Below are 23,428 nucleotides of genomic sequence, written 5' to 3' on the forward strand. Positions count from 1 at the left end.
ACGGAAGGAGCGAGCACATGGCGAAGGGCATCCGCGGCAGCGAGGCCCGCTACGGCTGGGCGTTCACGGCGCCCGCGATCCTCATCATCGGCGTGTTCCTGGTGCTGCCGATCCTGCTGGCGCTCTACGTCAGCTTCGGGGACTGGAACGGACTCGGCTCGCCGCTGCAGCGCAACGAGCTCGTCGGCGCCGACAACTACGCGGCGATCCTCGTCGAGTCGGGGCTCGCGCAGCGCGACTTCGGGCTCTCGCTCCGCAACAACTTCTTCTACGTCCTGCTCGTGGTGCCGCTCCAGACGGCGCTCGCGCTGTTCCTCGCCGTGCAGGTGAACCGCCGGGTGCTCCGCGGGCGGGGCTTCTTCCGCACCGCCTTCTACTTCCCGAGCGTGACCTCCTCGATCGCGATCACGACGATCTTCCTGTGGCTGTTCCTCGGCTCGGGCGCCGTCAACGCGACCCTCGCCGTCCTCGGCGTCGACGGGCCGAACTGGATGGCGGACTCGACGGGCCTCATCCACGGCGCCCTCGCGGGGCTCGGCGTCGCCGGCCCGCCCGAGGCGCTCGCGGGCGCCGGCCCGCTCGGCCTCACCTGGTGGGACTGGCTGTCGGGGCCGAGCGTCGCCATGACGGTGCTCATCATCATGGCCGTGTTCACGACCTCCGGCACCTTCATGCTGCTGTTCCTCGCCGCCCTCCAGAACATCTCGGGCGAGATCGACGAGGCCGCGTCCATCGACGGTGCGGGGTCGGTCCGCAAGTTCTTCTCGGTGACGCTGCCGATGCTGAAGCCGACGCTGTTCACGGTGCTGACGCTCGGCCTCATCGGCACCTGGCAGGTCTTCGACCAGGTGTACCTGATCCAGGACGGCGACCCCGGCAAGACGACGCTGACGCCCGCCTACCTCGCCTTCCTCACCTCCTTCCGCGAGCTGAACTGGGGCGAGGGCGCCGCGATCTCCTTCATCCTGTTCGGCATCATCGTCGCCTTCACGCTGCTGCAGCGCTTCGTGCTGCGGGATCGGGATCGCGGCCGCGGCGGGGTGCGGCGGGCCGAGAAGGCGGTCGCCCGGCTCCAGGCGGATGCCGAGGCGGCGAAGGCGGGCGCCGCGCCCGTCGCGCGCGAGGGAGGACGGCCGTGAGCGCCGCGACCGGCACCGCGCCCCCCGCCCCCGCCCGGGCGGTCGCCGGGCGCCGCCGCCGGGTGCGCCCCCGCGTCCTCCTCGGGGCGGGCGCCGGGTATCTCATCCTCATCGCGCTCGCGCTCGTCTACATCTACCCCTTCCTCATCTCCGTCTCCGGCAGCTTCAAGACGGATGCCGACGCCACCCAGAACGCGCTCTCGCTCATCCCCGAGACCTGGTCGACCGCGGCCTACGAGCGCCTCTTCACCTCGGTGCCGCTGCTGCAGTGGGCCGGCAACTCGCTCCTCGTCACGCTCTTCGTGACGGCGGGACGGGTGTTCTTCGACTCGCTCGCGGGCTACGCGCTCGCGCGGCTGCAGTTCCGGGGGCGCGGTGCGATCTTCGCCGCCCTCATCGCGGTCATGGCGGTGCCCAACGTCGTGCTCCTCATCCCGCGGTTCCTCGTGCTGAAGGAGCTCGGGATGTACAACACCTACGCGGGCATGATCGTGCCGATCATGATCGACGCGGCGGGCATCTTCATCATGAAGCAGTTCTTCGAGTCGATCCCGGTGTCGGTCGAGGAGGCGGCGCGCATCGACGGCGCGGGCGTGTTCCGCACCTTCTGGACGATCGTGCTGCCGATGGCGCGGCCGGCGCTCGTGACGCTGTTCATCCTGAGCTTCCAGGGCTCCTGGAACGAGTTCGCGCACTTCGTCGTCTCGCGCAACGACACCGACCTCGCGACGCTCACGACGGGCGTCGCATCCCTCACCTCGGGGCAGCTCGGATCCGGCAACCAGTATCCGCTGCAGCTCGGGGCGGCGGTGCTCATGTCGATCCCGGTGGCGGTGCTGTTCTTCGTCTTCCAGCGGCGCATCATGTCGACCTCGGAGGGCGCGGAGAAGGGCTAGGGGCCGGTGGTCTCGCCCCACCAGCGTGCCGTCGTGAACTCGAGGCCGTGCTCGCGGAGGCGCTGCGCGAGCCGGTCGTACTCGGCGTCGAAGCTCTCGCGCTGTCCCGGCTCTCGGAAGTCGCCGGCCATCTCGTCGAACTCGAGCTGGAAGCGCCGAGCCCAGGCGCGCAGCTCGTCTCTGAGGTCGGCCGGAAGGTGCCGGACCGGGCTCGCGTCGGGGTCGACGTAGTCGTTGAATGGCCAGTCGGTGTAGTTCGCCGTGAACTCGAGTGCGGTCGGCATCCTGGTCTCTTCAGCAACGTGAGGTCGTGCTCGGAATCGAGGTGATGACGATCCGATTATTGCGCGAGACGAAGACGCTCGGGTTGATGGTCTTCCAGTACCTCGGCTTGCCATTGACGGTGCGGTACAACTCGATCGGCGTCGAGTAGCAGCGCTTGTTCCCTGGCCGCGTCGACGTGCGGCTCGGCGATGCCAGCGCATTTCTCGACGTCCACAGCATGAAGTCGTCCCAAAGGCCCGGCCCGGGCATCTGGCTGATCCACTCCGACTGGTGCCGACTCCGGATGTGAACATAGCCTGCTCCCGAGTCGCCGCAACGAAGCTTGACCGTCGCGTCCAGTCTCGACGTCATCGACGCGACCACCGTGTCGCCGAGGCCTGCGTTGCATGCCGCGATCGTGACCGGGTCGAGGGCCGGCGAGACAGCGTCGCGTGCGGCGGGCTCGTCGGTGAAGTCGGTCTGCAGCAGGGGTTCCCCGCGATACCAGGACCCCGACGCGCGCGTCAGACGCCGCGCCTAGGGTGGCGGCATGCTCACCGCGATCGCCGTCGACGGCTACCGCTCCCTCCGCTCGCTCGTCGTGCCGCTCGAGCGCCTGACGCTCGTGACGGGCGCGAACGGCGCCGGCAAGTCGAGCCTGTACCGCGCGCTGCGGCTCCTCGCGGCGGCCGGCGAGGGGCGGATCGTGGCGGCGCTCGCCGAGGAGGGCGGGCTGGCCTCCACCCTGTGGGCCGGCCCCGAGGGCGGTCCGCGCCCCGGCGTCGCGACGCAGGGCGGCGTCCGCCAGCAGCCGGTCGCCCTGCGACTCGGGGTCGGCTCGGACGACTTCGGCTACGCGATCGACCTCGGCGTCCCGCAGCCCTCCCGCAGCGCCTTCTCGCGCGATCCCGAGATCAAGTCGGAGGCCGTCTGGTCGGGGCCGCTGCTGCGCCCGGCGACCCTCCTCACCGAGCGGCGCGGTCCGCTCGTGCGCACGCGCGGGGCGGAGGGCTGGCGCGACACCGAGCTCCGGCTGCCGCCGTGGTCGAGCGTCGTCGCCGAGCTGGGCGACCCGCGCGAGGCGGCGGAGGTCCTCAGCGTCCGTCGATCGCTGCGCGCCTGGCGCTTCTACGACGCCCTCCGCACCGACCGCGACGCCCCCGCCCGCACCCCGCGCGTCGGCACGCGCACGCCCGTGCTCGCCTCCGACGGCGCCGATCTCGCGGCCGCGCTGCAGACGATCCGCGAGATCGGCGACGGGGACGCGCTGGATGCGGCGGTCGCGGACGCCCTCGACGGCAGCCGCCTCGAGGAGGTCGCCCCCGTCGACGGCCGCTTCGCGCTGCGCGTCCGGCAGCCGGGGATGCTGCGGCCGATGGAGGCCGGCGAGCTCAGCGAGGGCACGCTCCGCTTCCTGCTCCTCGCCGCCGCGCTGCTGAGCCCGCGGCCCGCGGAGCTGCTCGTCCTCAACGAGCCGGAGGGCAGCCTCCACCCGCAGCTCATCGAGCCGCTCGCCGCCATGATCGGCCGGGCGGCCGAGGAATCCCAGATCGTCGTCGTGAGCCACTCGGCCGATCTCGCCGCCGGGCTCCGGCGGCACGGCGCCGCGCATCACGAGCTCGTGAAGGCCGACGGCGAGACGCGCATCGCCGACACGGGCCCGCTCGAGGGGCCGCCCTGGGCCTGGCCGTCCCGCTGAGGCCCGCCGATAGGGTCGGGGCATGAGCACCGTCGACCCGGCCGCCGTCCGCCGCGAGCGGCGGGAGCGCCAGCGCGGCAGCACGGGCGCGCTCCTGCTCACCGTGCTCGGCGGCCTCCTCCTGCTCATCGCCGGCGCCGTGTTCGGGCTCGGCTTCGGATCCGCCCTCGACACCTTCCGGATCATGAGCCTCAACAGCGTGTTCGCGGGCTGGGAGACCTCGATGCCGCTCGGGGCGGCCTCCTCGGGCATGCTCATCCCGGCCGGCGTCTTCGGCGGGATCGCCGCGGGCGCGTTCTACGCGTACTGGAACCGCCGCTTCGCGGGCGGCCCCGGCCTGCGGCTGGCCGGCATCGGCCCCGCCCCCATCGCCCTCGTCGGCAGCGCGGTCGGCGTCTCGCTCGCGGCGGCCATGTGGACCGAGCCCTTCGCGGTCGGCGTCGCGGTCGACCCGAGCTTCGGGAACGATGAGCCGTGGGGCGCATGGGAGTGGATCGCGTACTGGGCCGTGTACTGGGTTCCGGCGCTCGCGATCGTCCTCGCGATCCTCGTGATCGCGCTCGGGGCGAGCACGCGACGCGCCGCGAGCGGACGCGAGGCGCTCATCCGCGAGCTGCTCGTCAGCGGGCGGCGCGTGCCGGGCGAGGTCACCGAGGCAGAGGTGCCGCACGGCGACTCCGACCGGGTCGGGATGCCGTGGACGGTGCGCTTCGTCGACCAGTCCGGCACGCCCCGCTGGGTCGTCGAGCAGGGGATATTCCGGCGGACCGCGGCGCCGCGCCTCGGGCAGCAGGTGACGGTGCTGTTCGACCCCGCCCGCCCGGAGGACCGCCGGCGTATCTTCGTCGCCCTCGGCGAGGGCGCCGACCCGGCCGCCTACTCGGCGCACCGGTTCTAGGCGCCGCGGGGGCGCATCCCGGGTGCCGTGCGTGCGCCGCGCCGGCGACCCCTCCCACCTCGCGCGAGGAGCGCTCGCACGCGCGGGTGAGGGGTCCCATATGACGGGTTTCGGAGGCTCGAACCCGTCATATGGGACCCCTCGCGGGCGGGAAGCGCGGGATGCGGAGCGCGCTTCCGATGAGGGTTCGATTTCCGTCCGCTATGGGCGTCGTCAGGGGCGGACTCCGACCTTTCGCGCGAGACGCGCCCGTCTGCGCGGGTGAGGGGTCCCATATGACGGGTTTCGGAGGTTCGAAGTCGTCATATGGGACCCCTCGCGGGGTGCGGGGTGCGGGGTGCGGGGTGCGGGGTGCGGGGTGCGGGGTGCGGGGTGCGGGGTGCGGGCAGCCCGCGCCGGGACGTCAGCCGGCGAGCGCGCGTGCCGCCGCCCAGGCGAGGGCCGCCGCGCCGACGCCGAGCACGAGATTCGAGGCGACGCTCGCGAGCGCGGCCCGCGCGCGCCGCTCGAGCACGAGCTGCACGGTCTCGACGGAGAAGGTCGAGAAGGTCGTGAGCCCCGCGCAGAAGCCGCTCACGATCACGTACCGCAGGGCGGCATCCAGGATCCCGGCCTCCGAGAGCCCGAGCACGGCGCCCGCGACCGCCGAGCCCGCGACGTTCACGACGAGCACCGCCCACGGCAGCCGCGCCGGCCGACCCGCGAAGGCCAGCGTCACGGCGTAGCGCAGCGCCGCGCCGAGCGCCCCGAGCGCGAGGGCCGCCACGACGAGGCCGCCGCTCACTCGTCCGCCCCGATCGCCGGGCCGCGGCGCAGCCGCCGGCCGTGGAGCGTCGCCCCGAGCCGCAGACCGAGCCACGCGGCCGCGAGCCCGAGCGCGAGCGACACGACGAGGTACAGCGCGGCGAGTCCCGCGGCGCCCGCCTCCGCCATCGCGAGGAGCGAGAGCGCCAGCGCCGAGAATGTCGTGAAGCTGCCGAGCAGCCCCGCCCCGAGCCCCGCCCGCAGCCAGGCGGGCGCCACCGGCCAGAGGCCCGCCACGAGGATGCCGAGGGCGAGCGCGCCGAGGAGGTTCGCCGTGAGCGTCGACCACGGCCAGGTCGCGTCCGCGTGCGGCAGGAGGGCGTCGAGCGCGAGCCGCGCCCCCGAGCCGAGCACGCCGCCTGCCGCGACCGCCGCGACGGCGGACGCCTGCTCCCGGGACGCGCGCATCCCGGCCGGCCCCCGCATCCCGTCCCTCACCGGCGACGCCTGGCGGGCGCGATCGGCTTGCGCACGACCCGCTTCGGCGGGCGCACCGGCTCGCCGCGGCGCTCCTGCCCGGGCAGCGGGCGCGAGCGGCGGCCGTAGAGGAGATCGGAGGAGTCGAGCAGCCAGGGCACGAGGGTCACCATGACACCGTGCACGAGCATGAGCTTGTGCCGGATGCGGCGCGCCTTGTGGTTGTGGAGGAGGTTCTCCCACCAGTGCCCGACGATGTACTGCGGCGTGTAGACGGTCACGACCTCGCTGCCGTGCTCCTCGCGGCGCGCCTTGATGTACCCGATGAGCGGCACGCTGATGTCCCGGTACGGGGAGTCGAGGATGCGGAGCGGCACCTGGATCCCGAGCTCCTCCCACTGCCGCTCGAGACGCTCCGCCGACACGTCGTCGATCGCGACGTGCACCGCCTCGATCGAGGAGTGCCGCGCCGAGATCGCGTAGTCGAGGGCCTTGAGCACGGGCTTCTGCATGCGCCCGACCAGGACGATCGCGTGGTCGCCGTCCGCACCGAAGGCGGTCGTCTCGTCGGCCTCGATCTCGGCCTCCACATCCCGGTAGTAGCGGTGCACGCCGAGCATGAGCACGTAGAGGATCGGCATCACGACGAAGACGATCCAGGCGCCGTGCGTGAACTTCGTGATCGTCACGACGACGAGCACGCTCAGCGTCATCGCCGCACCGAAGGCGTTGATCGCGAGGCTGCGCCACAGCGCCCGGCGGGGCTGCGGCGACTCGCCGGGCTCGAGCGCCGCATCCCCCTCGTGGAGGAGCCGCCACCAGTGCCGCACCATGCCCGACTGCCCGAGCGTGAAGGAGACGAAGACGCCGATGATGTAGAGCTGGATGAGGGCCGTCACATCCGCCCGCTCGACCGCGACGATGACGACCGCGGCGAGCGCGAGCGCGATGACGCCGTTCGAGTAGATGAGCCGGTCGCCGCGGGTCGAGAGCGACTTCGGCGCGTAGCCGTCCTTCGCGAGCACCGAGCCGAGCAGTGGGAAGCCGTTGAAGGCGGTGTTCGCGGCGAGGAGCAGCACCGCGGCCGTCGCCGCCTGGATGACGAAGAACGGGATGCTGGCCCCGCCGAAGACGCTCGCCGCGACCTGGGCGATGAGCGAGCGCTGCGGGGTCGACTCGCAGTCGGCGAAGCCGACGAGGTGGCAGGCGTCCTCCGCGTACCGCACGCCCGAGATGAGCGCGACCGCCGTCAGGCCGACGAAGAGCGCGATCGCGATGCCGCCCATCAGCATGAGGGTGCGCTGCGCGTTGCGGATCTTCGGGACGCGGAACGCGGGCACGCCGTTCGAGATCGCCTCGACCCCGGTCAGCGCCGAGCAGCCGCTCGAGAAGGCGCGGAGCAGCAGCAGCACGAAGGCCGCCTGCGAGGTCTGCTCGACCTGCACCTCGAAGCCGGCGCTCTCGGCGACCGGCGGGTCGCCGAGGGCGGTGCGGACGAGCGCCGTGACGATCATGATCGCGACCGAGCCGACGAAGAGGTAGGTGGGGATCGCGAAGGCCTTGCTCGACTCGCGGACGCCGCGGAGGTTGACGGCCGCGAGCACCGCGATGAAGCCGACCGCCATCGGCACCCGCCAGGCGTGGAGCTCGGGGAGGGCCGAGATGATGTTGTCGACGCCGGAGGAGACGGACACGGCGACCGTCATGACGTAGTCGACGAGGAGCGCCGCCGCGACGATCAGCCCCGGCTTCTCGCCGAGGTTCTTGTGCGCGACCTCGTAGTCGCCGCCGCCCGAGGGGTACGCCTTGATGAGCTGGCGGTACGACACGACGACGACCACGAGCAGCACGACGACGGCGGCCGCGACCGGCGGCGCGAAGGCGAGGAAGGCGGTGCCGCCGAGGAGCAGGATCATGAGCAGCTCCTGCGGCGCGTAGGCGACCGAGGAGAGCGGGTCGCTCGCGAAGATGGGGAGCGCGTAGCGCTTCGGCAGGAGCTGCCCCTCGAGCTTGTCGGTCGAGAGCGGCTCGCCGATCAGCCAGCGCTTCGGCGAGCGCCCTGCATCTGTCACGAGCGGCGACATTACTCCTGTGCCGTCTCGAATCAAGAGCGGGAGGCGTCAGGATTCCGTGAGGATCCCGGCGTGCGGGCGGGGCCTCAGGCCGCGAGGGCGACCGCGCCGAGGACGAGCGCCCCGACCGTCAGCGCCGTGCGCACGTGGTTGAGGCCGAGCCAGCGCCGGTGGAAGGCGTCGCGTGCCGCCGCATCCTCGTCGCGGGATCGCTCGAGCGCCTCGTTGAGGGGCACGTTGCCGCTGATCGTCACGAAGACGGCGGCGACGGAGGCGGCGGTCGCCCCGACCGTGAGCCAGGCGGCGAGCGGCGAGCCCTCGGCGACGACGGCGGGGATCGCCGAGCCGAAGGCGAGCGTCGGCGCGAAGATCGCCCCGAGGAACAGCGGGTTGAGGACGGCGCGGTTGATGTCGCGCATGCCCTCGACGTACGTGCCGTCGCTCGCGCGGTCGAGCCCGCGCATGATGCCCGTCGAGAAGGCGTAGAAGATCCCCGCCGCGAGCCCCGCGAACACGACCGCGACGACCCCGAGCACCTGCGCCGCCATCCGCTACCCCCTCAGGTGCGCGAGCAGCTCGCGCCGGACGCGCTGCAGCCCCTCGCGGAGCTGCTCGACCGCCTCGCGGTCGAGGGTCGCCGAGGCGGCCGCGCCGCGCAGCTCGGCGCGCAGCTCCTGCCGGAACTCGCCGAGCAGCAGCTCGGCCTCGTGGAGCTGCAGCCGGGATGCCGTGCGGGCGTCCCCGGGCGCGCTCTGCTCCTCGACGTGGGCGCGTCGCTCCTCGCGGCGGGCGTCCTGGCGGGCCTCCCGCGCCGCGTTCGCGAGATCCGCGCGAAGCGACCTCATCGCATCCCCGACGCTCGAGCGGACCTCGTCGGCGAGCCGGCGCACCGAGTCGTCGACGGCGGACTCGATGCCGTCGAGCTCGTGCTCGCGCGACTGCAGCTCGGCGCGGCCGGTGGGCGTGATCTCGTAGACGGACTTGCGGCCGTCGACGGTCTTCTCGACGAGCCCCTCGTCCTGCAGCTTCGCCAGCCGCGGGTAGATGGTGCCGGCACTCGGCACGTAGGTGCCGCCGAAGCGGTCGCTCAGCGCCTGGATGAGCTCGTAGCCGTGCATGGATCGCTCGGCGAGCAGGCTCAGCAGGTAGAGCCGCAGGTGGCCGTGGGCGAAGACGGGGGGCGTCATGCGAGCGCCCCGTGGAGGACGCTGACGTCGCCCGAGACGGTGTTGGCCGTGAAGTCGAGCCAGCGGCCGTCGAGCTCGCCGATCCGGTGAGTGTACCGACCGCGGACGCCGCGCACCGCGAGCTCGTCGAGCTGCAGCTTGCCGCCGACCGTGTTGATCGTGAAGGAGACGGGGACGCCGTGGGCGAGCCGGGCGCTGACGTCGCCGGAGACGGTGTTGATGCGCACGGTGTCGGGGGTGCCGTCGAGGTCGAGGAGGACGTCGCCGGAGACGCCGTCGCTCGAGAACTCGCGCACCTCGCCCGAGACGGCGACGTCGCCCGAGACCGTGTTGACGCCGACCCTGCCGCTGTGGCCGCGGACGGCGAGCTCGCCGCTCACGGCGTTGAGCTTGAGGTCGCCGACGACGCCGTCGATGACGAGGTCGCCGGAGACGGTGCTCGCGGCGACGTCGCCGCGGAGGCCGCTGACGAGGGCGGTGGCGCTCACGACGCCGAGCTTGAGGGCGACGTCGCGCGGGACGGCGATGCTGAGCTCGGCGCGGTCCTTGCCGGTGAAGCTGCGGAACAGGTCGGTCCAGTTCTCCCAGCCGAGCTGCGGGTGGTCGACCTCGAGACGGTCGCCGTCGAGGGTGATCCGCAGCGGCTTGCCGGTGACGCCGTGCACCTCGATGCGCACGCCCGGCTCGTCGCGGGCGACGATGTCGACGCTGCCGCCGACGAGTCCGACCTTGAGGGCGCGGACGCCCTCGACGTCGATCGACTTGGGGCCGTCGACGAGCCACTTCTCCTGGGCCATCTCGGCCTCCCTTCTCGCGATATATCGCGTGGTGTGCGAGTCACGATATATCGCGTTCCCGCGTCGCGCAAGCGTTCGTCGAGAACCGGGGCTTGCGGTTGACGCCGCGTCAACCCCTACCGTGAACGGCATGGACCGCAGCATCCAGGAGATCGCCCGCATCGCGGGCACCACCAGCCGCACGCTCCGCCACTACGGGGAGCTCGGTCTCCTGGTGCCCAGCCGCATCTCGAGCGGCGGGATGCGGCACTACGACGCCGAGGCGCTCGTCCGGCTGCAGCGCATCCTGCTGCTCCGCGAGCTCGGCGTCGGCCTGCCCGAGATCGCGCGCATCCTCGATGGAGCGCGCGAGGACGTGCCGGCGCTCCGGACCCACCTGGCGCAGCTCGGCCGGGAGCAGGAGCGGCTCGCGCGGCAGATCGCCGCGGTCGAGCGCACCATCGAGCAGATGGAGAAGGGAGTGGAGCCCATGGCCGAGGAGATGTTCGAGGGATTCGACCACGCGCAGCACCGCGCGGAGGTCCAGGAGCGCTGGGGCGAGGAGGCCGCCGCGCGCGGCGACGCCTGGTGGCGCGGCATGACGGAGGTCGAGCAGCGCGACTGGCAGGCGCGCGTCGCCGAGCTCTCGACCGCCTGGAGGGAGGCCGCCGCGCGAGGCGTCGACCCGGCGGGCGAGGAGGCGCAGGCGCTCGCCGCGCGGCACGCCGCCTGGCTGCGCGCCGTGCCCGGCACGCCCGGCGACGGCGGCGCTGACCGCGAGGGCTTCGCGGCGTACCTGATGGGACTCGGCGAGATGTACGTCGCCGACCCGCGGTTCGCCGCGAACTACGGCGGCCAGCCGGGCGCGCGCCTCGTGCGGGACGCGCTCGCGGTGCACGTCGAGCGCGAGCTCGGCTGAGCGCCGGCGGGCCGCGCCGGCGGCTCAGGGGATGCGGAGCGGATCGGTCGGGAGTGCGCGGTAGCCGTCGCGCTCGACCACGACGACCGTCGCGATGCCCGCCCAGAGGGCGAGCGACGCGAGGCAGAGCAGCGTGATCATGCAGGCACCTCCTTCGTCGACTCGGGGGAGCTGGGATCCCCGGGTGCCGTCGCCTCGGGAGCAACGGGCTCCGGCACCCGGAGAAGCGGGAGGGTCACGCCGACCATGGGGCCGATGAGCAGCGCGAAGGCGACCGTGCCGAGGCCGACGTTCCCGCCGAGCAGCCAGCCGGTGCCGAGGACCGCGATCTCGATCGCCGTGCGGACGACCCACACCGGCCAGCCGGTGCGCGCGTGGATGCCGGTCATGAGCCCGTCGCGCGGGCCCGGCCCGAAGCGCGCCCCGATGTAGAGGCCGGTCGCGACCGCGAGCAGGGCGAGCCCCGCGGCGAAGAGCAGGATGCGGGCGGGCAGCGCCTCGACGCCGCCCGGCATCTCGGGGATGAACAGGAAGCCGAGGTCGGCCGCCGGCCCCACGATGAGCACGTTGAGCACGGTGCCGATGCCGGGCTTCTGGCGGATGGGGATCCAGGCGAGGAGCACGACCGCGCCGACGAGCACCGTGATGAGGCCGAAGCCGAGGCCGGTCTGCTTGGCGATGCCCTGCGTCAGCACGTCCCACGGGGCGACGCCGAGGCCGGCGCGCACCATCATCGCGAGCGAGATCCCGTACAGCACGAGGCCGACGAGGAGCTGCGCGATGCGGCGGGTGAGGAGCAGGCGCTGGGACATGATGCAATCCAATTCCCCGATTGGTCTTCATGCAAGGTGCCAATCCGGGTACCGTGGCGGCATGGCATCCCTCTCCTCGCGCTCATTGGCCACCCTGGCGACGGGCTGGCGCGATGCCACCACCGGTCCGGCCTACGGCGCGCTCGCCGACCGGATCCGCCTCCTCGTCATCGACGGCCGCATCCCGCTCGGCACGCGGCTGCCGGCCGAGCGCGAGCTCGCGGCGCAGCTGCAGCTCAGCCGCACGACCGTGAGCGCCGCCTACGGGCAGCTCCGCGACACCGGCTACGTCGACAGCCTCCGCGGCTCGGGCAGCGTCGTCCGCCTCCCCGCCCGCGCCCCCGACCCCGGCGTCACCACGACCCCCGAGTTCCTCGACCTCTCGAAGGCGACCATGCCCGGCATCCCCGCCGTGCTCGGCGCGACCGAGCGGGCCGCGGTGCTGCTGCCGCAGTACTTCGGGGAGTCCGGCTTCGACGCGCTCGGCCTCGACATCCTCCGCCAGGGACTCGCCGACCGCTACACGCGGCGGGGGCTCCCGACGAGCGCCGACGAGATCATGGTCACGGTCGGCGCGCAGAGCGCGATCGCGCACGTCGCCCGCACCCTGCTCGGGCGCGGCGACCGCGTGCTCGTCGAGTCGCCGAGCTACCCGCACGCCTTCGAGGCGCTGCGCGCGGCCGGCGGCCGGCTCGTGCCGGTGAGCGTCTCCACCGAGGACGGCTGGGACGAGCTCGCCATGGAGCAGGCCATCCAACGCACGAGCCCCACGCTCGCCTACCTCATGCCCGACTTCCACAATCCGACCGGACGCTCGATGAGCCCTGAGCTGCGGCGCCGGGTCATCGCGCTCGCGCAGCGCCAGGGCACCACGCTCGTCATCGACGAGACCATGAGCGGGCTCGGCCTCGACGGACAGCCCGAGGCGCCGCCCTTCGCGATCTTCGGCGGTCCCGTCATCACGATCGGCTCGGTCGGCAAGAGCGTCTGGGGCGGGCTGCGCATCGGCTGGATCCGCGCCGACCGCGAGATCATCCAGCGCATCGCGCGCATGCGCTTCACCTACGACCTCGGCACTCCCGTGCTCGACCAGCTCATCGTCGCCGACCTGCTGCCCGACTACGAGCAGATCCTCGCCGACCGCCGCATCTTCCTCCGCGAGAACCGCGACCGGCTCGCCGCGCTCCTCGCCGACCGGCTGCCCGCCTGGCGGATGCCGCACGTCGAGGGCGGGCTCACCGCATGGGTGAACCTCGGCACGCCCGTCAGCTCGCAGCTCGCGCTGGCGGCCCGGAGCGAGGGCGTCGTCATCGCGGCCGGTCCCCGCTTCGGGCTCGACGGGGTCTTCGAGCGCTACCTCCGCATCCCCTTCAGCCACCCCATCGAGGACCTCGAGCGCTCGGTCGAGGCGCTCGAACGCGCTTGGGCGCAGATCTCGCGGCACCCCGTCGCGGTCACGGGCGCGGATCTCGCGCAGGTGGTGTAGGCCGTGTTGCCGAGCACCTTCGGCCTCCGCGCGAGCAGGCCGTGAACGCGCGTCGCGTGATGTGACCTCGGATAAAGCCTGGGCTGCGATCGGGCCGTTGTTTCTGAGGATGGAGCCGCCGCAACGTTGTCGAGCTGTGCTTCGACAAGCTCGAGCAGTGGCGCGGGATCGCGATGCGCTCCGACAGGGTCGCCCGCCGGAAATCCGCCCGCCAAGATGTGATGCGGGGAAGCCTTCACTACCTCGCATTTCGCCGGGCGACTAGCCGAACAATTGCTCTGCCCCGCACAGATCCTCCGACCCCGACCAGTCATAGCCCGGCAGGATTCCAACTTCGCGAGCGCCAGTTTCCACGAAGGCCAACGGCAGCGATTCCGCAGCCGCGAGTGGACGAGTGGATGGAATCAGAAGGGCGTGGTGGTCAGGACATGGCGAGAGAGGCCCACGAGCTTTCGAAGAGCTTGGCTTTGCCGGTGGTGGACCACAGTTGCAGACAGAACAGTCGCCAGTACATCGCCCAGAGTTCGTCGTGCGGGGCGAGGTAGGTGACGTTCAGGCCGAGACCCCGTGCGGTCTCGTGAGAGATCATCTGCCCGTGTGAGTGCCACTTCTTGGTGTCGCTGAGCTGGTTGGCGATCTCGGTGGCGCGGGCGTCGTCATTGATCATCACCTGGCCGAGGAGGGCTTCGGCGATGGAGCGGGATCGTTTGATCATGCGCTCTAGCTTGCGGACAGTGGCCGGTTCCATCTTGCCGAGCATGAGCCGGGCGACGGGGTCGTCGGGTTTGTCTTTGAGTCGTTCAGCGTGGAGGTGAAACGCGTCGAGGTAGCTCTGCGCGGAGAGTTGCTGCATGTGACCGTTGGAGTCGGGGAGGTCGACTTGCGGGTCGATCGCGCCGAGCTCGGAGGAGTCGGACATGACGATGGTGTTGGCACCGAGCGCGATGAGGGTGGCCGCGCTCTTGGCGTAGTCGGGGACGATGACCCGGACGGGCGAGCTGCCGGCGCGTTTGCGGATCAGCTGGATGAGCTTCTCGGCGGCGTCGATGTTGCCGCCGGGGGAGTGCAGCAGTAGGTCGATCGCGGTGCCGGGAGTGATGTTGTGCAGCAGGTCGACCATTCCGACGACGTCGGTGCGGTCGATCTGCGGGTGCGACGCGACGTAGCAAATGAGGGTGGTGTCGGTGACCTTCTCGATTGCTTTGATGAGGGTCTGCCGGGCATACCGTTCCGCGTTCATCGCTTCGTACAGCGGTGTGCGGGTGGGGCCTTTGGGCGCCGGGGTCGGTTCGGGGCGCGGCGGGGGCGTGGGGACGTACCCGGGGTGGTCTGCGGGTTCAGCGTCGGGGGTGGTCATCGTCGATCCGTTCGTTCAATCCAGCGCACGCGGCCTTCATGTACAACGTAGTGACAGTGCCCGACGGGGCTGCGCTCGTCGACGCTGGGGTGCAGGGTGAGCGGGGTGGTGGCGCTGACGCGCCAGCGGGGCGTGTGTCCGGGGTCGAGGTTCAGCATCACCCGGTGTCCGCGCCGGCACGGGCAGTCGAACACCAGCCATTTGGGGTGGTTGTCGGTGCCGACGATGACCCCGTGCCGTGCGGGGAGCCGGTCGGGGATGTCGGCGGCGGAGCGGGCGGTGAGGTCGGCTTTCAGGCGCCGCCAGTAGCGGAGTCGGTTCAGGATGCCCAATTCAGCCCCAGGAACATGTCGGCGTCGGTGCCGATCCGGCGGGTGGCCGGGTCGCAATAGTGGCCGGTGTGCGGGTCCTCGATGTTGCCTCGGAGGGTGCGGTCGTGGATGTAGAGGATCAGTTCGGACGGGGTAGGGGTATCGCCGTAGCCTACGAGGCGTTCCAGCAGTTCGCTGACGGCGGTCGCGGCGACGAGGGTGGTGAAGGTAACCACCGCGGGTTCGACCCCGGGCAGTGCGGGCGCGTATCCCTCCTTCTCGAGCCGCTGCTGTTCCTCGGCGGATCGGGTTTCGGCTTCGGCGAGAGCGAAGTCGATGCGGTCCCGGCAGGCCAGGCACGCCGCCCCGGGGTGGAGGGTAGTGACCCGGCCGAACACGCCGGAGATGAGTCCGTCCTGGTCGGAGGGGATCTGCACGCCGCAGTCGATGACGGGGGTGAGGTAGTAATACGGCAGCCTGGACAGGCGCAGCCGGCCGGCGTTGTCGTCGGTGCAGCCGAACACGACGTCCGCACCGATGAGGGTGCGGGCGACGGCCTCGGTGAGGATGGAGCCCTGGATGCGGGTGGTGTGCACGCCGTGGGCGATGCGCTCGAGGTAGTCCCCGAGGACGTCGACTTTCGGGCGACCGACGTCGGCGGGGGTAGAGCCGTAGACGCGGGTCGTGTTGGAGTCGGAGAGGGTGTCCGGGTCGATGAGGATGAACGAGCGGACCCCGAGCCGGGTGAGCTGTTCGGCGGTGGCGGAACCGGTGCCGCCTGCGCCGACGATGGCGACGGTGAGGCCACTGATGGTGCTCTGGATGCCGTCACCGAAGGCGCGGATGTTCCGGTCGAACAGGGCCCGGTCGGCGCCGGTGGGCGCGTCGTAGGCGGGGCGGAAGATCCACCGCTGCCAGCTCACCGCGATTCGGGTGATCGAGGTGGTGACCTGTCCGCTGAGCTCGCCGGTGAAGGTGAGCGCGCCGGCGTCGTGGCTGACGACGAGGTAGCCGTACTGCTCGGTTTCGGTGCGGTCGCCGAAGAGCGGTTCGAGCTGTTCGTTCACACGGCGGTCGTGGGTGCTGGGCCGGGGGATGGCGCGATCGCCGGGGTGGCTGTGCACCCAGAGGGCGATCATGCCGCGGTCGCGGGCGGTCTTGAGCGCGTGGATGTACCCGTCGGAGGTGATCTGCAGGGCCCGGTCGGTGCGGATCTCGTACGCGTCGTCGGGGACGGCGATGAGGTCGTCGCCGAACAGGATGACGGTGCCGTCATCGAGGGTGAGCTGGTGGGCGAGGAGGACGGCGCCGGTCTCGATCGGGCTGGTGGCCATGACCACCAGCCCGTCGTGAAGAGGGCCGGTCAGGCGGAGAGTGGCGCTCATGCGGCGGCGCTCCCCAGTTCGGTGCGCAGCAGTCGCACGTAGCTTTCCAGGGAGTCGATCCCGGACCGCCACGCGCTCGGGTCGAGGTGCCGGGACCAGCGCTGCCAGCTGCGGCCGTCGTGAGTCTCGATGATCTCCGTGGCGGGGATGACGCCGCCGCCGATGCGGGTGAGGTGGGGGATGACCCACCACATGTCCGGCGGGGTGTCCGGGTAGCTAGCCGACAGGCGGAACAGCACGCTGGCGGTGCTGGCGCTCAGCCCGGGGGGCAGGGGGAAGTCGATCAGCTCGACGTTCAGCATGCCGGTGTCGTCGTCGAAGACCCGGTAGGTGATGCCGGACCGGTCGAGGAACTCGCGGTCCGGCTCGGGCAGCTTCACGACTCCTGTCCGGGGTTGATGCGGCCAGGGGCAGTGAAGAACCGCATGCCGTCCTTGAGGCGGACGATGTCCTCGTCCTGCACCTTGACGTCCCGCTTGTCGGGCACGTCGCGCCAGAGGTCGCGGTCGGCGGCGACGTCGGGGCTGGGGACGACGCGCAGCTCGGCGCCGGTCATCTTCCGCTTGTAGACCTCGTACTCGACGCGGTCGATGCGGATGGCGATCGCGTCGATCTCGGTGAAGAACCGCATGCCGTCGACGAGGTCGATGGTGGCGGTCGGGTCGAGTTCCTGGTCCTGCTCGTCTTCGATGTCGAGCCAGAGGTTCTTGCCGTCGGACACGGGCGGCTGGCGCAGCGCGCGGAGCGCGCTGACGGGGGTCGGGCCGGCGGCGATCTTGTACGGGTCGCCGTCGATGTGGATGGTGCTCTTCTTCGCTCGGGCTTCGGCCTGTGCGTCCATGGGTATACTCCTTGCATAACGGTGGTTTGCCACCAAGATACCATACCACCGAGTCATGTTGATGTTCTCACCGTTCGGTGGCAGTATCGAGGGCATGTCGGGGCAGAAAGCAATGACCATTCGTCTCTCCGCCGAACAGGCCGACCAGCTCGAGACCGTCGCGAGCGTGGAGAATCAGCCTGTGTCGGATGTCATCCGCGCCGCGATCGCGAGCCATATCGAGACCGTCAGCAAGGACGAAAAGTTCCAAGAGGGCCTGCGCGAGCGCATCGCGCGCGCGCGCGGTCTGCTGCGCTGATCCCCCGTCGCATCAACGAAGGAATCGTCTAGAGCAAGAAGTTCCCGGCGTCGACGGGGCACTGCGTCAGGCGGGCCGGAACGGCGCTGTGCTGGCGAATCCATGCGGCGAGGTCCGTGTCTACGTACCCGGCGAGATCAACCAGTGTGTCGTGGGCGTCGCTGACCGAGAGGCGCACGCTGCTGCCGTCAGGATTGCGTTCTCCGGCGAGGGGGACACCCCAGACGATGTGTTCGTGGTGCGCGATGCGGTTGCGCAGCGACTGGACCCGTCGGGCGGCGGTTTCCACGCGCGCCCGGTCGAGGTCGCCGACGTTCGGGAATGCGTGGCGCAGCGCCGCCTTCCAGAGGGTGGTGTCGTAAATGCGGCGTTGTCTCGTGGGTCGCTGGCCTTGGTAGGTGCCGCGGCCGAGGATCTTCACCCAGAATCCGAACATCAAGGTGGCGACGAGCTTGCCGTGGATCACTTTCGGATCGGCGGCGAGAGCCTGTAGCCGTCCGACCCTCCAGGCGTCGGCGATGAGTTTGAGGGTGTCGTCGTCGAGGAGGTCGGTCCGGCGGAACCAGGTGACTCCGTGTGCGGCGGCGAGTTCGCGGGCCATCGCGGATCGCATGGCCACTTCGAGGGTGGCGAGGTCATCGAACACGGCGAGGGCGACGGAGCTCGCCCACCGGTAGACCTCGATCCCGTCGACGCCGGTTCCGGCGCAGGCGGCGTCGTAGCGAGCGATGCGGGCTTCGGGGATGGTGGCGCGCAGCCGGTGCATACGGGCCCCTTCGTTGCGGGTGTCGGGTCTTCGGTCTACGATAAAGGGCATAGCCCCCGACGCAGCGCACGAAAGTGTGACGGTCGGGGTTCATTTTTTTCGCCCAGATGCTGCCGCATGACGCCTGCGGCTTGCTGTGAACCGGATGGATCAGCGAGAGAGCATCGCCACCCTGGTTGCTGATGGTGGCGGCATCGCATGCGACACACAGCGCCAGTTGACGGCGTCGCCCGGCTCAAGGCCCAGCGCGACATCTCCTTCAGTCACCCGATGGAGAATCTCGAGCGCTCGCTCGAGGCGCTTGAGCGGGCCTGGGCGCGATCTCGCGGCATCCCGTCGGGTCACCGGCCCAGATCCCGCGCAGGTGGTCTAGTGGGGAGGCCGGGCCGGGTCGTACCGCGCGCGAAGGCCGCCGGCGTCACGCCGAGCGTCTGCCGGAAGCGTCGCGTGAGATGCGCCTGGTCGACGAAGCCGAGCTCCGCGGCCGCCAGCGCCGGCGGCGTGCCGTCGAGCAGGAGCCGCCGGGCCGCGTCGACGCGGCGGCCCGTGAGGTAGCGGTGCGGCGGGATGCCGTAGGCGCGCGCGAAGGCTCGGCCGAGCGCGCCGGGGTGGGTGCCGAGCTCCGCGGCGGCCGCCTCGAGCGTCGGCGGGGTGCGGAGGTCGGCGTCGAGGAGCTCGCGGAGCCGGGCCGCGTGCGCGGGCGCGGCATCCGGCACCGGCTCCCCAGCGAGGCGCCGCCGGAGCGTCGCACCGAGCTCGTGGACGAGCTGCTCCGCGGCGAGCTCGGCGCCGGGCACCGCGAGGGCGGCGTGGAGTCGACGCACCACCCGGAGGACGGCCGGCTCGCCGATCGCGGGGTGGTCGGCGGCGACGCCGACGGCGCGCTCGCCGAGCCAGCCGGCATCCAGGTAGGCGACGCGCTTGCGGAAGCCGGCCGCCGCATCCCGGGCCCGCCCGTCGTGGGGGACGCCGGGCGGGAGGAGCGTCACGACCGCGCCGTCCGCGATGCGGGCGCGGCGACCGATCGAGTAGTCGACGCCGCCCTGGTCGACGAGCAGCAGCGTCCACTCGGCGTGCACGTGGGCGGGGTAGGCGTGGCGGTCGAAACGGGCGTGGAGGACCTCGTGCACGAGCGGGACGCGCGGGGCCCAGGCCCGCACCCGCTCGCCGAGCCCGTCGCCGTCCATGTCCGAAACGTACAAGACCGCGGCGCCGCGCGCCGTCAGCCTGAGAACATGATCGAGCAGCACGACCCCGCCGCCGAGGTGCGGTTCGACACCCGCATCGCGGTGCTCCTGCGCGACGACCTCGAGCCGTGGCAGGAGCTCAACGTCGCCGCGTTCCTCGTGAGCGGCCTCACCCGCCCCGAGATCGTCGGGGCGCCCTATCTCGACGCCGACGGCATCGAGTACGCGCCCATGATCGGGCAGCCGATCCTCCTCTACTCCGCTGACGCGGCGACGCTCGCGGCCGTGCGCGCGAAGTCGGTCGAGCGCGGGCTGCGGCCGGCCGTCTACACGGCCGAGCTCTTCGGCACGGGACACGACGCCGCGAACCGGGCCGCCGTGCGCGCCGTCCCGAGCGGCGAGCTGGATCTCGTGGGCGTCGCGGTGCACGGCCCGCGCAACGCGGTTGACCGGATGACGAAGGCGGCTCGGCTGCACCGCTGACGCCCGGCGCTTCCTGGGATGTCGCAGGGTTCGTCCGGCGGGAGTACGCCGCCGTCGGGGGTCGGGACGATACTGAGGTGGCGCGACGTTGCGCGGTCCCACCAGCACAGCGCCTCGATCAGGAGACTCCCCCGTGCACCTGCTGTCCGTCTTCAGCCTTCGGAACCGGGCGCTCATCGCGCTCGTGACGATCGTCGTCGGGGTGTTCGGCGGCATCGCCCTCACCTCGCTCAAGCAGGAGCTCATCCCCTCGGTGACCTTCCCGCAGCTCGTCGTCGTGACGAGCTACCCGGGCGCGAGTCCCGACGTCGTCGAGGAGGACGTCTCGACGCCCATCGAGACCGCGATCCAGTCGGTGCAGGGGCTCAACGGCACGACCGCGACCTCCTCCTCCGGCTCGAGCACGGTCAGCGCGACCTTCGACTACGGCACCGACATCACGCGCATCGAGCAGCGCGTGCAGCTCGCCATCAACCGCATCGGCGGCCAGCTCCCCGACGCGGTCGACCCGCAGGTCATCACGGGCTCCATCGAGGATCTGCCCGTCATCCAGGTCGCGGTCACGAGCGACGCCGACTCCGACGAGCTCTCGGCGCTGCTCGAGGACTCGACGATCACCGAGCTCGAGCAGCTCGACGACGTGCGCGAGGTGAGCCTGCTCGGCACGACGGGCAAGCGGCTCGAGATCCGACCCGACCTCGACGAGCTCGCGGACGCGGGCCTCACGACGCAGGCGATCCGGGATGCGCTCCAGCAGAACGGCGCCCTCCTCGCGGCCGGCGAGATCACGGAGGACGGGTCGACGCTGACCGTCCAGGCGGGATCGCGCCTCGAGTCCGCGAAGGACGTCGAGCGGCTGCCGCTGCTCGGCGCGACGAGCGGGGGCGCGGCCTCGGGTGCGGGCTCCGGGGCAGGCGCTGACGCCGGTGCCGACGCCGGTGCCGGTGCGGGTGCCGGTGCGGCTGCGCCCGACGCGGCGGCGCCGTCGGCCCCCGTCGCGCCGGCGGTCCCCGAGCCGAGCACGATCGGCGAGGTCGCCGAGGTGAGCGTCGCCGACGACCCCGTGACCGGCATCTCCCGCGTGAACGGCGAGCCCGCCCTCACGATCGCCGTCACGAAGACGCCCGACGGCAACACGGTCGACGTCTCGCACGAGGTCCGCGAGCTGCTCCCCGAGCTCGCCGACGGCCTCGGCCAGGGCACCGAGTTCACGGTCGTCTTCGATCAGGCGCCCTTCATCGAGCAGTCCATCGAGGCCCTCGCGACGGAGGGCGCGCTCGGCCTCGCCTTCGCGGTCGTCGTCATCCTCGTGTTCCTGCTGTCGATCCGCTCGACGCTCGTCACCGCGATCTCGATCCCGGCATCCGTGCTCATCACCTTCATCGGGATGCTCGCGACCGGCTACACGCTCAACATCCTCACGCTCGGCGCGCTCACGATCGCGATCGGCCGCGTCGTCGACGACTCGATCGTCGTCATCGAGAACATCAAGCGGCACATCGGCCTCGGCGAGGAGAAGCTGCCCGCCATCCAGGCCGCCGTGAAGGAGGTCGCGGCCGCCATCACCGCCTCGACCGTCACGACGGTCGCCGTCTTCCTCCCGCTCGCGCTCGTCGGCGACATCACGGGCGAGCTGTTCCGACCCTTCGCGCTCACCGTCACGATCGCGCTCGCCGCATCCCTCTTCGTCTCGCTCACGATCGTGCCGGTGCTCGCGTACTGGTTCCTCGGCGCGAAGAAGGTGCACCGGCACGACGGCGATGCGGCGCCGGTCGCGGCCGCCGGCTCGGCCGAGGAGGTCGACGAGCTCGACCGGCCCACCCGGCTCCAGCGCGTCTACCTCCCGGTGCTGCGCGGCACGCTCAAGCTCCCCGCCGTGACGCTGCTCGCGGCTCTCCTCGTGCTCGTCGGCAGCGGCGCGCTCGCGACCCAGCTCACCACGAACTTCATCGGCGACAGCGGGCAGAACACCCTCACCGTCACCCAGACCCTCCCCGCCGACACGAGCCTCGACGCGACCGACGAGGCCGCGCAGGTCGTCGAGGACGCGCTGCTCGAGGTCGACGGCGTCGACACCGTGCAGCTCTCGATCGGCACGAGCGGCTCCGGCGTGGCGGCGGCTTTCGGGGGCGGCGGCGACGTCACCTACTCGATCACGACGGATGCGGATGCCGACCAGACGGCGCTGCAGGCGGACGTCCGCGAGGCGGTCGCCGGACTCGACGACGTGGGCGAGGTCTCGGTCGCCGCCTCGGGCTCCGGCTTCGCCTCGACCGACATCGAGATCGACATCACGGCGCCGACCGCGGACGCCCTCGAGTCGGGAGCGCAGGACGTGCTCGACGCGGTCCGCGACCTCGACGTCACGGCCGAGGCGGAGAGCAACCTCTCCTCCGTGCAGCCGTACCTCGCGATCGAGATCGACCGCGAGGAGGCCGCCGACCGCGGGCTCAGCGACATGCAGGTCGGCGGGCTCGTCGCGGAGGCGATGCTGCCCTCCGCGATCGGCTCGGTGCAGATCGACGGCGACACGCTCGACGTCTACATCGACGACCCGGACTCCCCGACGACGCTGCGGGAGCTGCGCGCCTTCGAGATCCCGACCGCGACCGGCGACAGCGTGCGCCTCCGCGACATCGCGACGGTCGAGCAGGTCGACGGCCCCTCGACCATCACGACCGTGCAGGGCGTGCGCAGCGCGACGGTGACCATCACGCCCTCCACGGAGGACCTGACGACCGCCTCCGCCGAGGTCACCCAGGCGCTCGACGCCGTCGACCTCCCCGCCGGCGCGACCGCCGAGATCGGCGGCGTCACCGCCGACCAGGCCGACGCCTTCGGCCAGCTCGGGCTCGCCCTCCTCGCCGCGATCCTCATCGTCTACACGGTCATGGTCGCGACCTTCCGCAGCCTCCGTCAGCCGCTGCTGCTGCTCATCTCGGTGCCCTTCGCGGCGACCGGCGCGATCATCCTCCAGGTGATCTCCGGCATCCCGCTCGGCGTGGCCTCGCTCATCGGCGTGCTCATGCTCATCGGCATCGTCGTGACCAACGCGATCGTCCTCATCGACCTCGTGAACCAGTACCGCGAGCGCGGCATGGACACGCGGGAGGCGATCGTGCACGGCTCCGCCCGGCGTCTGCGCCCCATCCTCATGACGGCGCTCGCGACGATCTTCGCGCTCATCCCCATGGCGGTCGGGCTCACCGGCCACGGCGGCTTCATCTCGCAGCCGCTCGCGATCGTCGTCATCGGCGGGCTCGTCTCCTCGACGGTGCTGACGCTCATCGTGCTGCCCTCGCTGTACTGGCTCGTCGAGGGCGCCCGCGAGCGGCGGCAGACGCGACGGGATGCGAAGGCGGCCAGGCGCGCCGAGGCGGAGCGGGGGTCGGAGACGCCGGCGATGTAGAGCCCCGCCGCGACCGCCGGGG

25 protein-coding genes are annotated in these 23,428 nt (G+C 71.7%); 10 read left to right on the forward strand and 15 right to left on the reverse strand.

Features of this window, described 5'->3' with window-relative positions:
• Positions 1-17: 17 nt before the first annotated feature.
• On the forward strand, positions 18-1,139 hold the full coding sequence (locus tag OF852_RS10780; RefSeq protein WP_271119161.1) for a carbohydrate ABC transporter permease: 1,122 nt from the start codon (positions 18-20) through the stop codon (positions 1,137-1,139).
• Positions 1,136-2,035: a carbohydrate ABC transporter permease gene (locus OF852_RS10785; RefSeq protein WP_442908624.1), complete on the forward strand. Its 900-nt coding sequence runs from the start codon at positions 1,136-1,138 to the stop codon at positions 2,033-2,035. Before OF852_RS10780 ends, OF852_RS10785 begins: the two co-directional genes overlap by 4 nt.
• Here the strand turns inward: OF852_RS10785 and OF852_RS10790 are convergent.
• Positions 2,032-2,319 (reverse strand): hypothetical protein, encoded by a 288-nt coding sequence (locus OF852_RS10790; protein WP_271119162.1) that lies wholly within the window; start codon positions 2,317-2,319, stop codon positions 2,032-2,034. The genes OF852_RS10785 and OF852_RS10790 overlap by 4 nt on opposite strands.
• 26 nt (positions 2,320-2,345) lie before the next feature.
• Between OF852_RS10790 and OF852_RS10795 the strand changes: the two genes are divergently transcribed.
• The 3 genes from OF852_RS10795 (at position 2,346) to OF852_RS10805 (ending at position 4,896) form a co-directional block, all read left to right on the forward strand.
• On the forward strand, positions 2,346-2,468 hold the full coding sequence (locus tag OF852_RS10795) for a hypothetical protein (protein ID WP_271119163.1): 123 nt from the start codon (positions 2,346-2,348) through the stop codon (positions 2,466-2,468).
• 381 nt (positions 2,469-2,849) lie between these two features.
• Positions 2,850-3,998, forward strand: a complete 1,149-nt coding sequence (locus OF852_RS10800; protein WP_271119164.1) for an AAA family ATPase — start codon at positions 2,850-2,852, stop codon at positions 3,996-3,998.
• Between the two features lie 22 nt (positions 3,999-4,020).
• A complete protein-coding gene (locus OF852_RS10805; RefSeq protein ID WP_271119165.1) occupies positions 4,021-4,896 on the forward strand; it encodes a DUF3592 domain-containing protein in 876 nt (291 codons plus the stop codon).
• 403 nt (positions 4,897-5,299) lie between these two features.
• Here OF852_RS10805 and OF852_RS10810 read toward each other — a convergent pair whose 3' ends face one another.
• From OF852_RS10810 to OF852_RS10835, 6 genes are all read right to left on the reverse strand, one after another.
• Positions 5,300-5,680: a fluoride efflux transporter FluC gene (locus OF852_RS10810; protein WP_271119166.1), complete on the reverse strand. Its 381-nt coding sequence runs from the start codon at positions 5,678-5,680 to the stop codon at positions 5,300-5,302.
• The gene (locus tag OF852_RS10815; protein ID WP_271119167.1) at positions 5,677-6,108 is read right to left on the reverse strand and encodes a FluC/FEX family fluoride channel; all 432 of its coding nucleotides are present in this window, start codon (positions 6,106-6,108) and stop codon (positions 5,677-5,679) included. The genes OF852_RS10810 and OF852_RS10815 overlap by 4 nt, the downstream gene beginning before the upstream one ends.
• A gap of 26 nt (positions 6,109-6,134) precedes the next feature.
• The gene (locus OF852_RS10820) at positions 6,135-8,201 is read right to left on the reverse strand and encodes an APC family permease (protein ID WP_271119168.1); all 2,067 of its coding nucleotides are present in this window, start codon (positions 8,199-8,201) and stop codon (positions 6,135-6,137) included.
• A gap of 74 nt (positions 8,202-8,275) precedes the next feature.
• Positions 8,276-8,737, reverse strand: coding sequence for an anthrone oxygenase family protein (locus OF852_RS10825; RefSeq protein WP_271119169.1), 462 nt, complete (start codon positions 8,735-8,737; stop codon positions 8,276-8,278).
• A gap of 3 nt (positions 8,738-8,740) precedes the next feature.
• Positions 8,741-9,376 carry a PadR family transcriptional regulator gene (locus tag OF852_RS10830; protein WP_271119170.1) on the reverse strand — a complete coding sequence of 212 codons (636 nt, stop codon included), beginning with the start codon at positions 9,374-9,376 and terminating at the stop codon, positions 8,741-8,743.
• Positions 9,373-10,173: a DUF4097 family beta strand repeat-containing protein gene (locus tag OF852_RS10835; RefSeq protein ID WP_271119171.1), complete on the reverse strand. Its 801-nt coding sequence runs from the start codon at positions 10,171-10,173 to the stop codon at positions 9,373-9,375. Before OF852_RS10835 ends, OF852_RS10830 begins: the two co-directional genes overlap by 4 nt.
• Positions 10,174-10,303: 130 nt before the next feature.
• On the opposite strand from OF852_RS10835, the gene OF852_RS10840 reads away from it, so the two are divergent.
• Positions 10,304-11,071, forward strand: a complete 768-nt coding sequence (locus tag OF852_RS10840) for a MerR family transcriptional regulator (protein WP_271119172.1) — start codon at positions 10,304-10,306, stop codon at positions 11,069-11,071.
• Between the two features lie 137 nt (positions 11,072-11,208).
• Here OF852_RS10840 and yczE read toward each other — a convergent pair whose 3' ends face one another.
• Positions 11,209-11,883, reverse strand: coding sequence for a membrane protein YczE (gene yczE / locus OF852_RS10845; RefSeq protein WP_271119173.1), 675 nt, complete (start codon positions 11,881-11,883; stop codon positions 11,209-11,211).
• Positions 11,884-11,944: 61 nt separating this feature from the next.
• On the opposite strand from yczE, the gene yczR reads away from it, so the two are divergent.
• Entirely contained in the window at positions 11,945-13,369 is a 1,425-nt protein-coding gene (yczR, locus tag OF852_RS10850) for a MocR-like transcription factor YczR (RefSeq protein ID WP_271119174.1), read from the forward strand.
• 421 nt (positions 13,370-13,790) lie between these two features.
• Here yczR and OF852_RS10855 read toward each other — a convergent pair whose 3' ends face one another.
• From OF852_RS10855 to OF852_RS10875, 5 genes are read right to left on the reverse strand one after another with little or no spacing between them, the layout of a single operon-like run.
• Positions 13,791-14,726, reverse strand: coding sequence for an SDH family Clp fold serine proteinase (locus OF852_RS10855; protein WP_271119175.1), 936 nt, complete (start codon positions 14,724-14,726; stop codon positions 13,791-13,793).
• On the reverse strand, positions 14,723-15,058 hold the full coding sequence (locus tag OF852_RS10860) for a DUF6527 family protein (protein ID WP_271119176.1): 336 nt from the start codon (positions 15,056-15,058) through the stop codon (positions 14,723-14,725). Before OF852_RS10860 ends, OF852_RS10855 begins: the two co-directional genes overlap by 4 nt.
• Positions 15,046-16,422: a ThiF family adenylyltransferase gene (locus tag OF852_RS10865; protein WP_271119177.1), complete on the reverse strand. Its 1,377-nt coding sequence runs from the start codon at positions 16,420-16,422 to the stop codon at positions 15,046-15,048. Before OF852_RS10865 ends, OF852_RS10860 begins: the two co-directional genes overlap by 13 nt.
• Positions 16,419-16,802 carry an E2/UBC family protein gene (locus OF852_RS10870; protein WP_271119178.1) on the reverse strand — a complete coding sequence of 128 codons (384 nt, stop codon included), beginning with the start codon at positions 16,800-16,802 and terminating at the stop codon, positions 16,419-16,421. The genes OF852_RS10865 and OF852_RS10870 overlap by 4 nt, the downstream gene beginning before the upstream one ends.
• On the reverse strand, positions 16,799-17,263 hold the full coding sequence (locus OF852_RS10875; protein ID WP_271119179.1) for a multiubiquitin domain-containing protein: 465 nt from the start codon (positions 17,261-17,263) through the stop codon (positions 16,799-16,801). Before OF852_RS10875 ends, OF852_RS10870 begins: the two co-directional genes overlap by 4 nt.
• Positions 17,264-17,318: 55 nt before the next feature.
• Here OF852_RS10875 and OF852_RS10880 point away from each other — a divergent pair, with 55 nt between their 5' ends.
• Positions 17,319-17,561, forward strand: coding sequence for a ribbon-helix-helix protein, CopG family (locus OF852_RS10880; protein WP_271119180.1), 243 nt, complete (start codon positions 17,319-17,321; stop codon positions 17,559-17,561).
• A 28-nt stretch (positions 17,562-17,589) separates the two neighbouring features.
• On the opposite strand, the gene OF852_RS10885 is transcribed toward OF852_RS10880, so the two are convergent.
• Together OF852_RS10885 and OF852_RS10890 are read right to left on the reverse strand one after the other, a co-directional pair.
• On the reverse strand, positions 17,590-18,327 hold the full coding sequence (locus OF852_RS10885; protein WP_271119181.1) for a hypothetical protein: 738 nt from the start codon (positions 18,325-18,327) through the stop codon (positions 17,590-17,592).
• Positions 18,328-18,668: 341 nt separating this feature from the next.
• Entirely contained in the window at positions 18,669-19,514 is an 846-nt protein-coding gene (locus OF852_RS10890; RefSeq protein WP_271119182.1) for a helix-turn-helix transcriptional regulator, read from the reverse strand.
• Positions 19,515-19,562: 48 nt separating this feature from the next.
• Here OF852_RS10890 and OF852_RS10895 point away from each other — a divergent pair, with 48 nt between their 5' ends.
• On the forward strand, positions 19,563-19,997 hold the full coding sequence (locus OF852_RS10895; RefSeq protein WP_271119183.1) for a DUF2000 domain-containing protein: 435 nt from the start codon (positions 19,563-19,565) through the stop codon (positions 19,995-19,997).
• A gap of 133 nt (positions 19,998-20,130) precedes the next feature.
• Positions 20,131-23,406, forward strand: a complete 3,276-nt coding sequence (locus tag OF852_RS10900; RefSeq protein ID WP_271119184.1) for an efflux RND transporter permease subunit — start codon at positions 20,131-20,133, stop codon at positions 23,404-23,406.
• Positions 23,407-23,428: the final 22 nt, after the last annotated feature.

It is taken from the genome of Homoserinibacter sp. YIM 151385, from assembly GCF_027912415.1.
Taxonomy (GTDB): Bacteria; Actinomycetota; Actinomycetes; order Actinomycetales; family Microbacteriaceae; genus Schumannella.

What these genes read in the sequence shown, in the direction of transcription:
- OF852_RS10790 (WP_271119162.1), bottom strand. Translation starts at nt 2,319, where the DNA reads ATGCCGACCGCACTCGAGTTCACGGCGAACTACACCGACTGGCCATTC.
- OF852_RS10830 (WP_271119170.1), bottom strand. Translation starts at nt 9,376, where the DNA reads ATGACGCCCCCCGTCTTCGCCCACGGCCACCTGCGGCTCTACCTGCTG.
- OF852_RS10835 (WP_271119171.1), bottom strand. Translation starts at nt 10,173, where the DNA reads ATGGCCCAGGAGAAGTGGCTCGTCGACGGCCCCAAGTCGATCGACGTC.
- OF852_RS10875 (WP_271119179.1), bottom strand. Translation starts at nt 17,263, where the DNA reads ATGGACGCACAGGCCGAAGCCCGAGCGAAGAAGAGCACCATCCACATC.
- yczE (WP_271119173.1), bottom strand. Translation starts at nt 11,883, where the DNA reads ATGTCCCAGCGCCTGCTCCTCACCCGCCGCATCGCGCAGCTCCTCGTC.
- OF852_RS10825 (WP_271119169.1), bottom strand. Translation starts at nt 8,737, where the DNA reads ATGGCGGCGCAGGTGCTCGGGGTCGTCGCGGTCGTGTTCGCGGGGCTC.
- OF852_RS10805 (WP_271119165.1), top strand. Translation starts at nt 4,021, where the DNA reads ATGAGCACCGTCGACCCGGCCGCCGTCCGCCGCGAGCGGCGGGAGCGC.
- OF852_RS10800 (WP_271119164.1), top strand. Translation starts at nt 2,850, where the DNA reads ATGCTCACCGCGATCGCCGTCGACGGCTACCGCTCCCTCCGCTCGCTC.
- OF852_RS10840 (WP_271119172.1), top strand. Translation starts at nt 10,304, where the DNA reads ATGGACCGCAGCATCCAGGAGATCGCCCGCATCGCGGGCACCACCAGC.
- OF852_RS10865 (WP_271119177.1), bottom strand. Translation starts at nt 16,422, where the DNA reads ATGAGCGCCACTCTCCGCCTGACCGGCCCTCTTCACGACGGGCTGGTG.
- OF852_RS10890 (WP_271119182.1), bottom strand. Translation starts at nt 19,514, where the DNA reads ATGGACGGCGACGGGCTCGGCGAGCGGGTGCGGGCCTGGGCCCCGCGC.
- OF852_RS10820 (WP_271119168.1), bottom strand. Translation starts at nt 8,201, where the DNA reads ATGTCGCCGCTCGTGACAGATGCAGGGCGCTCGCCGAAGCGCTGGCTG.
- OF852_RS10815 (WP_271119167.1), bottom strand. Translation starts at nt 6,108, where the DNA reads ATGCGCGCGTCCCGGGAGCAGGCGTCCGCCGTCGCGGCGGTCGCGGCA.
- yczR (WP_271119174.1), top strand. Translation starts at nt 11,945, where the DNA reads ATGGCATCCCTCTCCTCGCGCTCATTGGCCACCCTGGCGACGGGCTGG.
- OF852_RS10880 (WP_271119180.1), top strand. Translation starts at nt 17,319, where the DNA reads ATGTTGATGTTCTCACCGTTCGGTGGCAGTATCGAGGGCATGTCGGGG.
- OF852_RS10885 (WP_271119181.1), bottom strand. Translation starts at nt 18,327, where the DNA reads ATGCACCGGCTGCGCGCCACCATCCCCGAAGCCCGCATCGCTCGCTAC.
- OF852_RS10895 (WP_271119183.1), top strand. Translation starts at nt 19,563, where the DNA reads ATGATCGAGCAGCACGACCCCGCCGCCGAGGTGCGGTTCGACACCCGC.
- OF852_RS10780 (WP_271119161.1), top strand. Translation starts at nt 18, where the DNA reads ATGGCGAAGGGCATCCGCGGCAGCGAGGCCCGCTACGGCTGGGCGTTC.
- OF852_RS10855 (WP_271119175.1), bottom strand. Translation starts at nt 14,726, where the DNA reads ATGACCACCCCCGACGCTGAACCCGCAGACCACCCCGGGTACGTCCCC.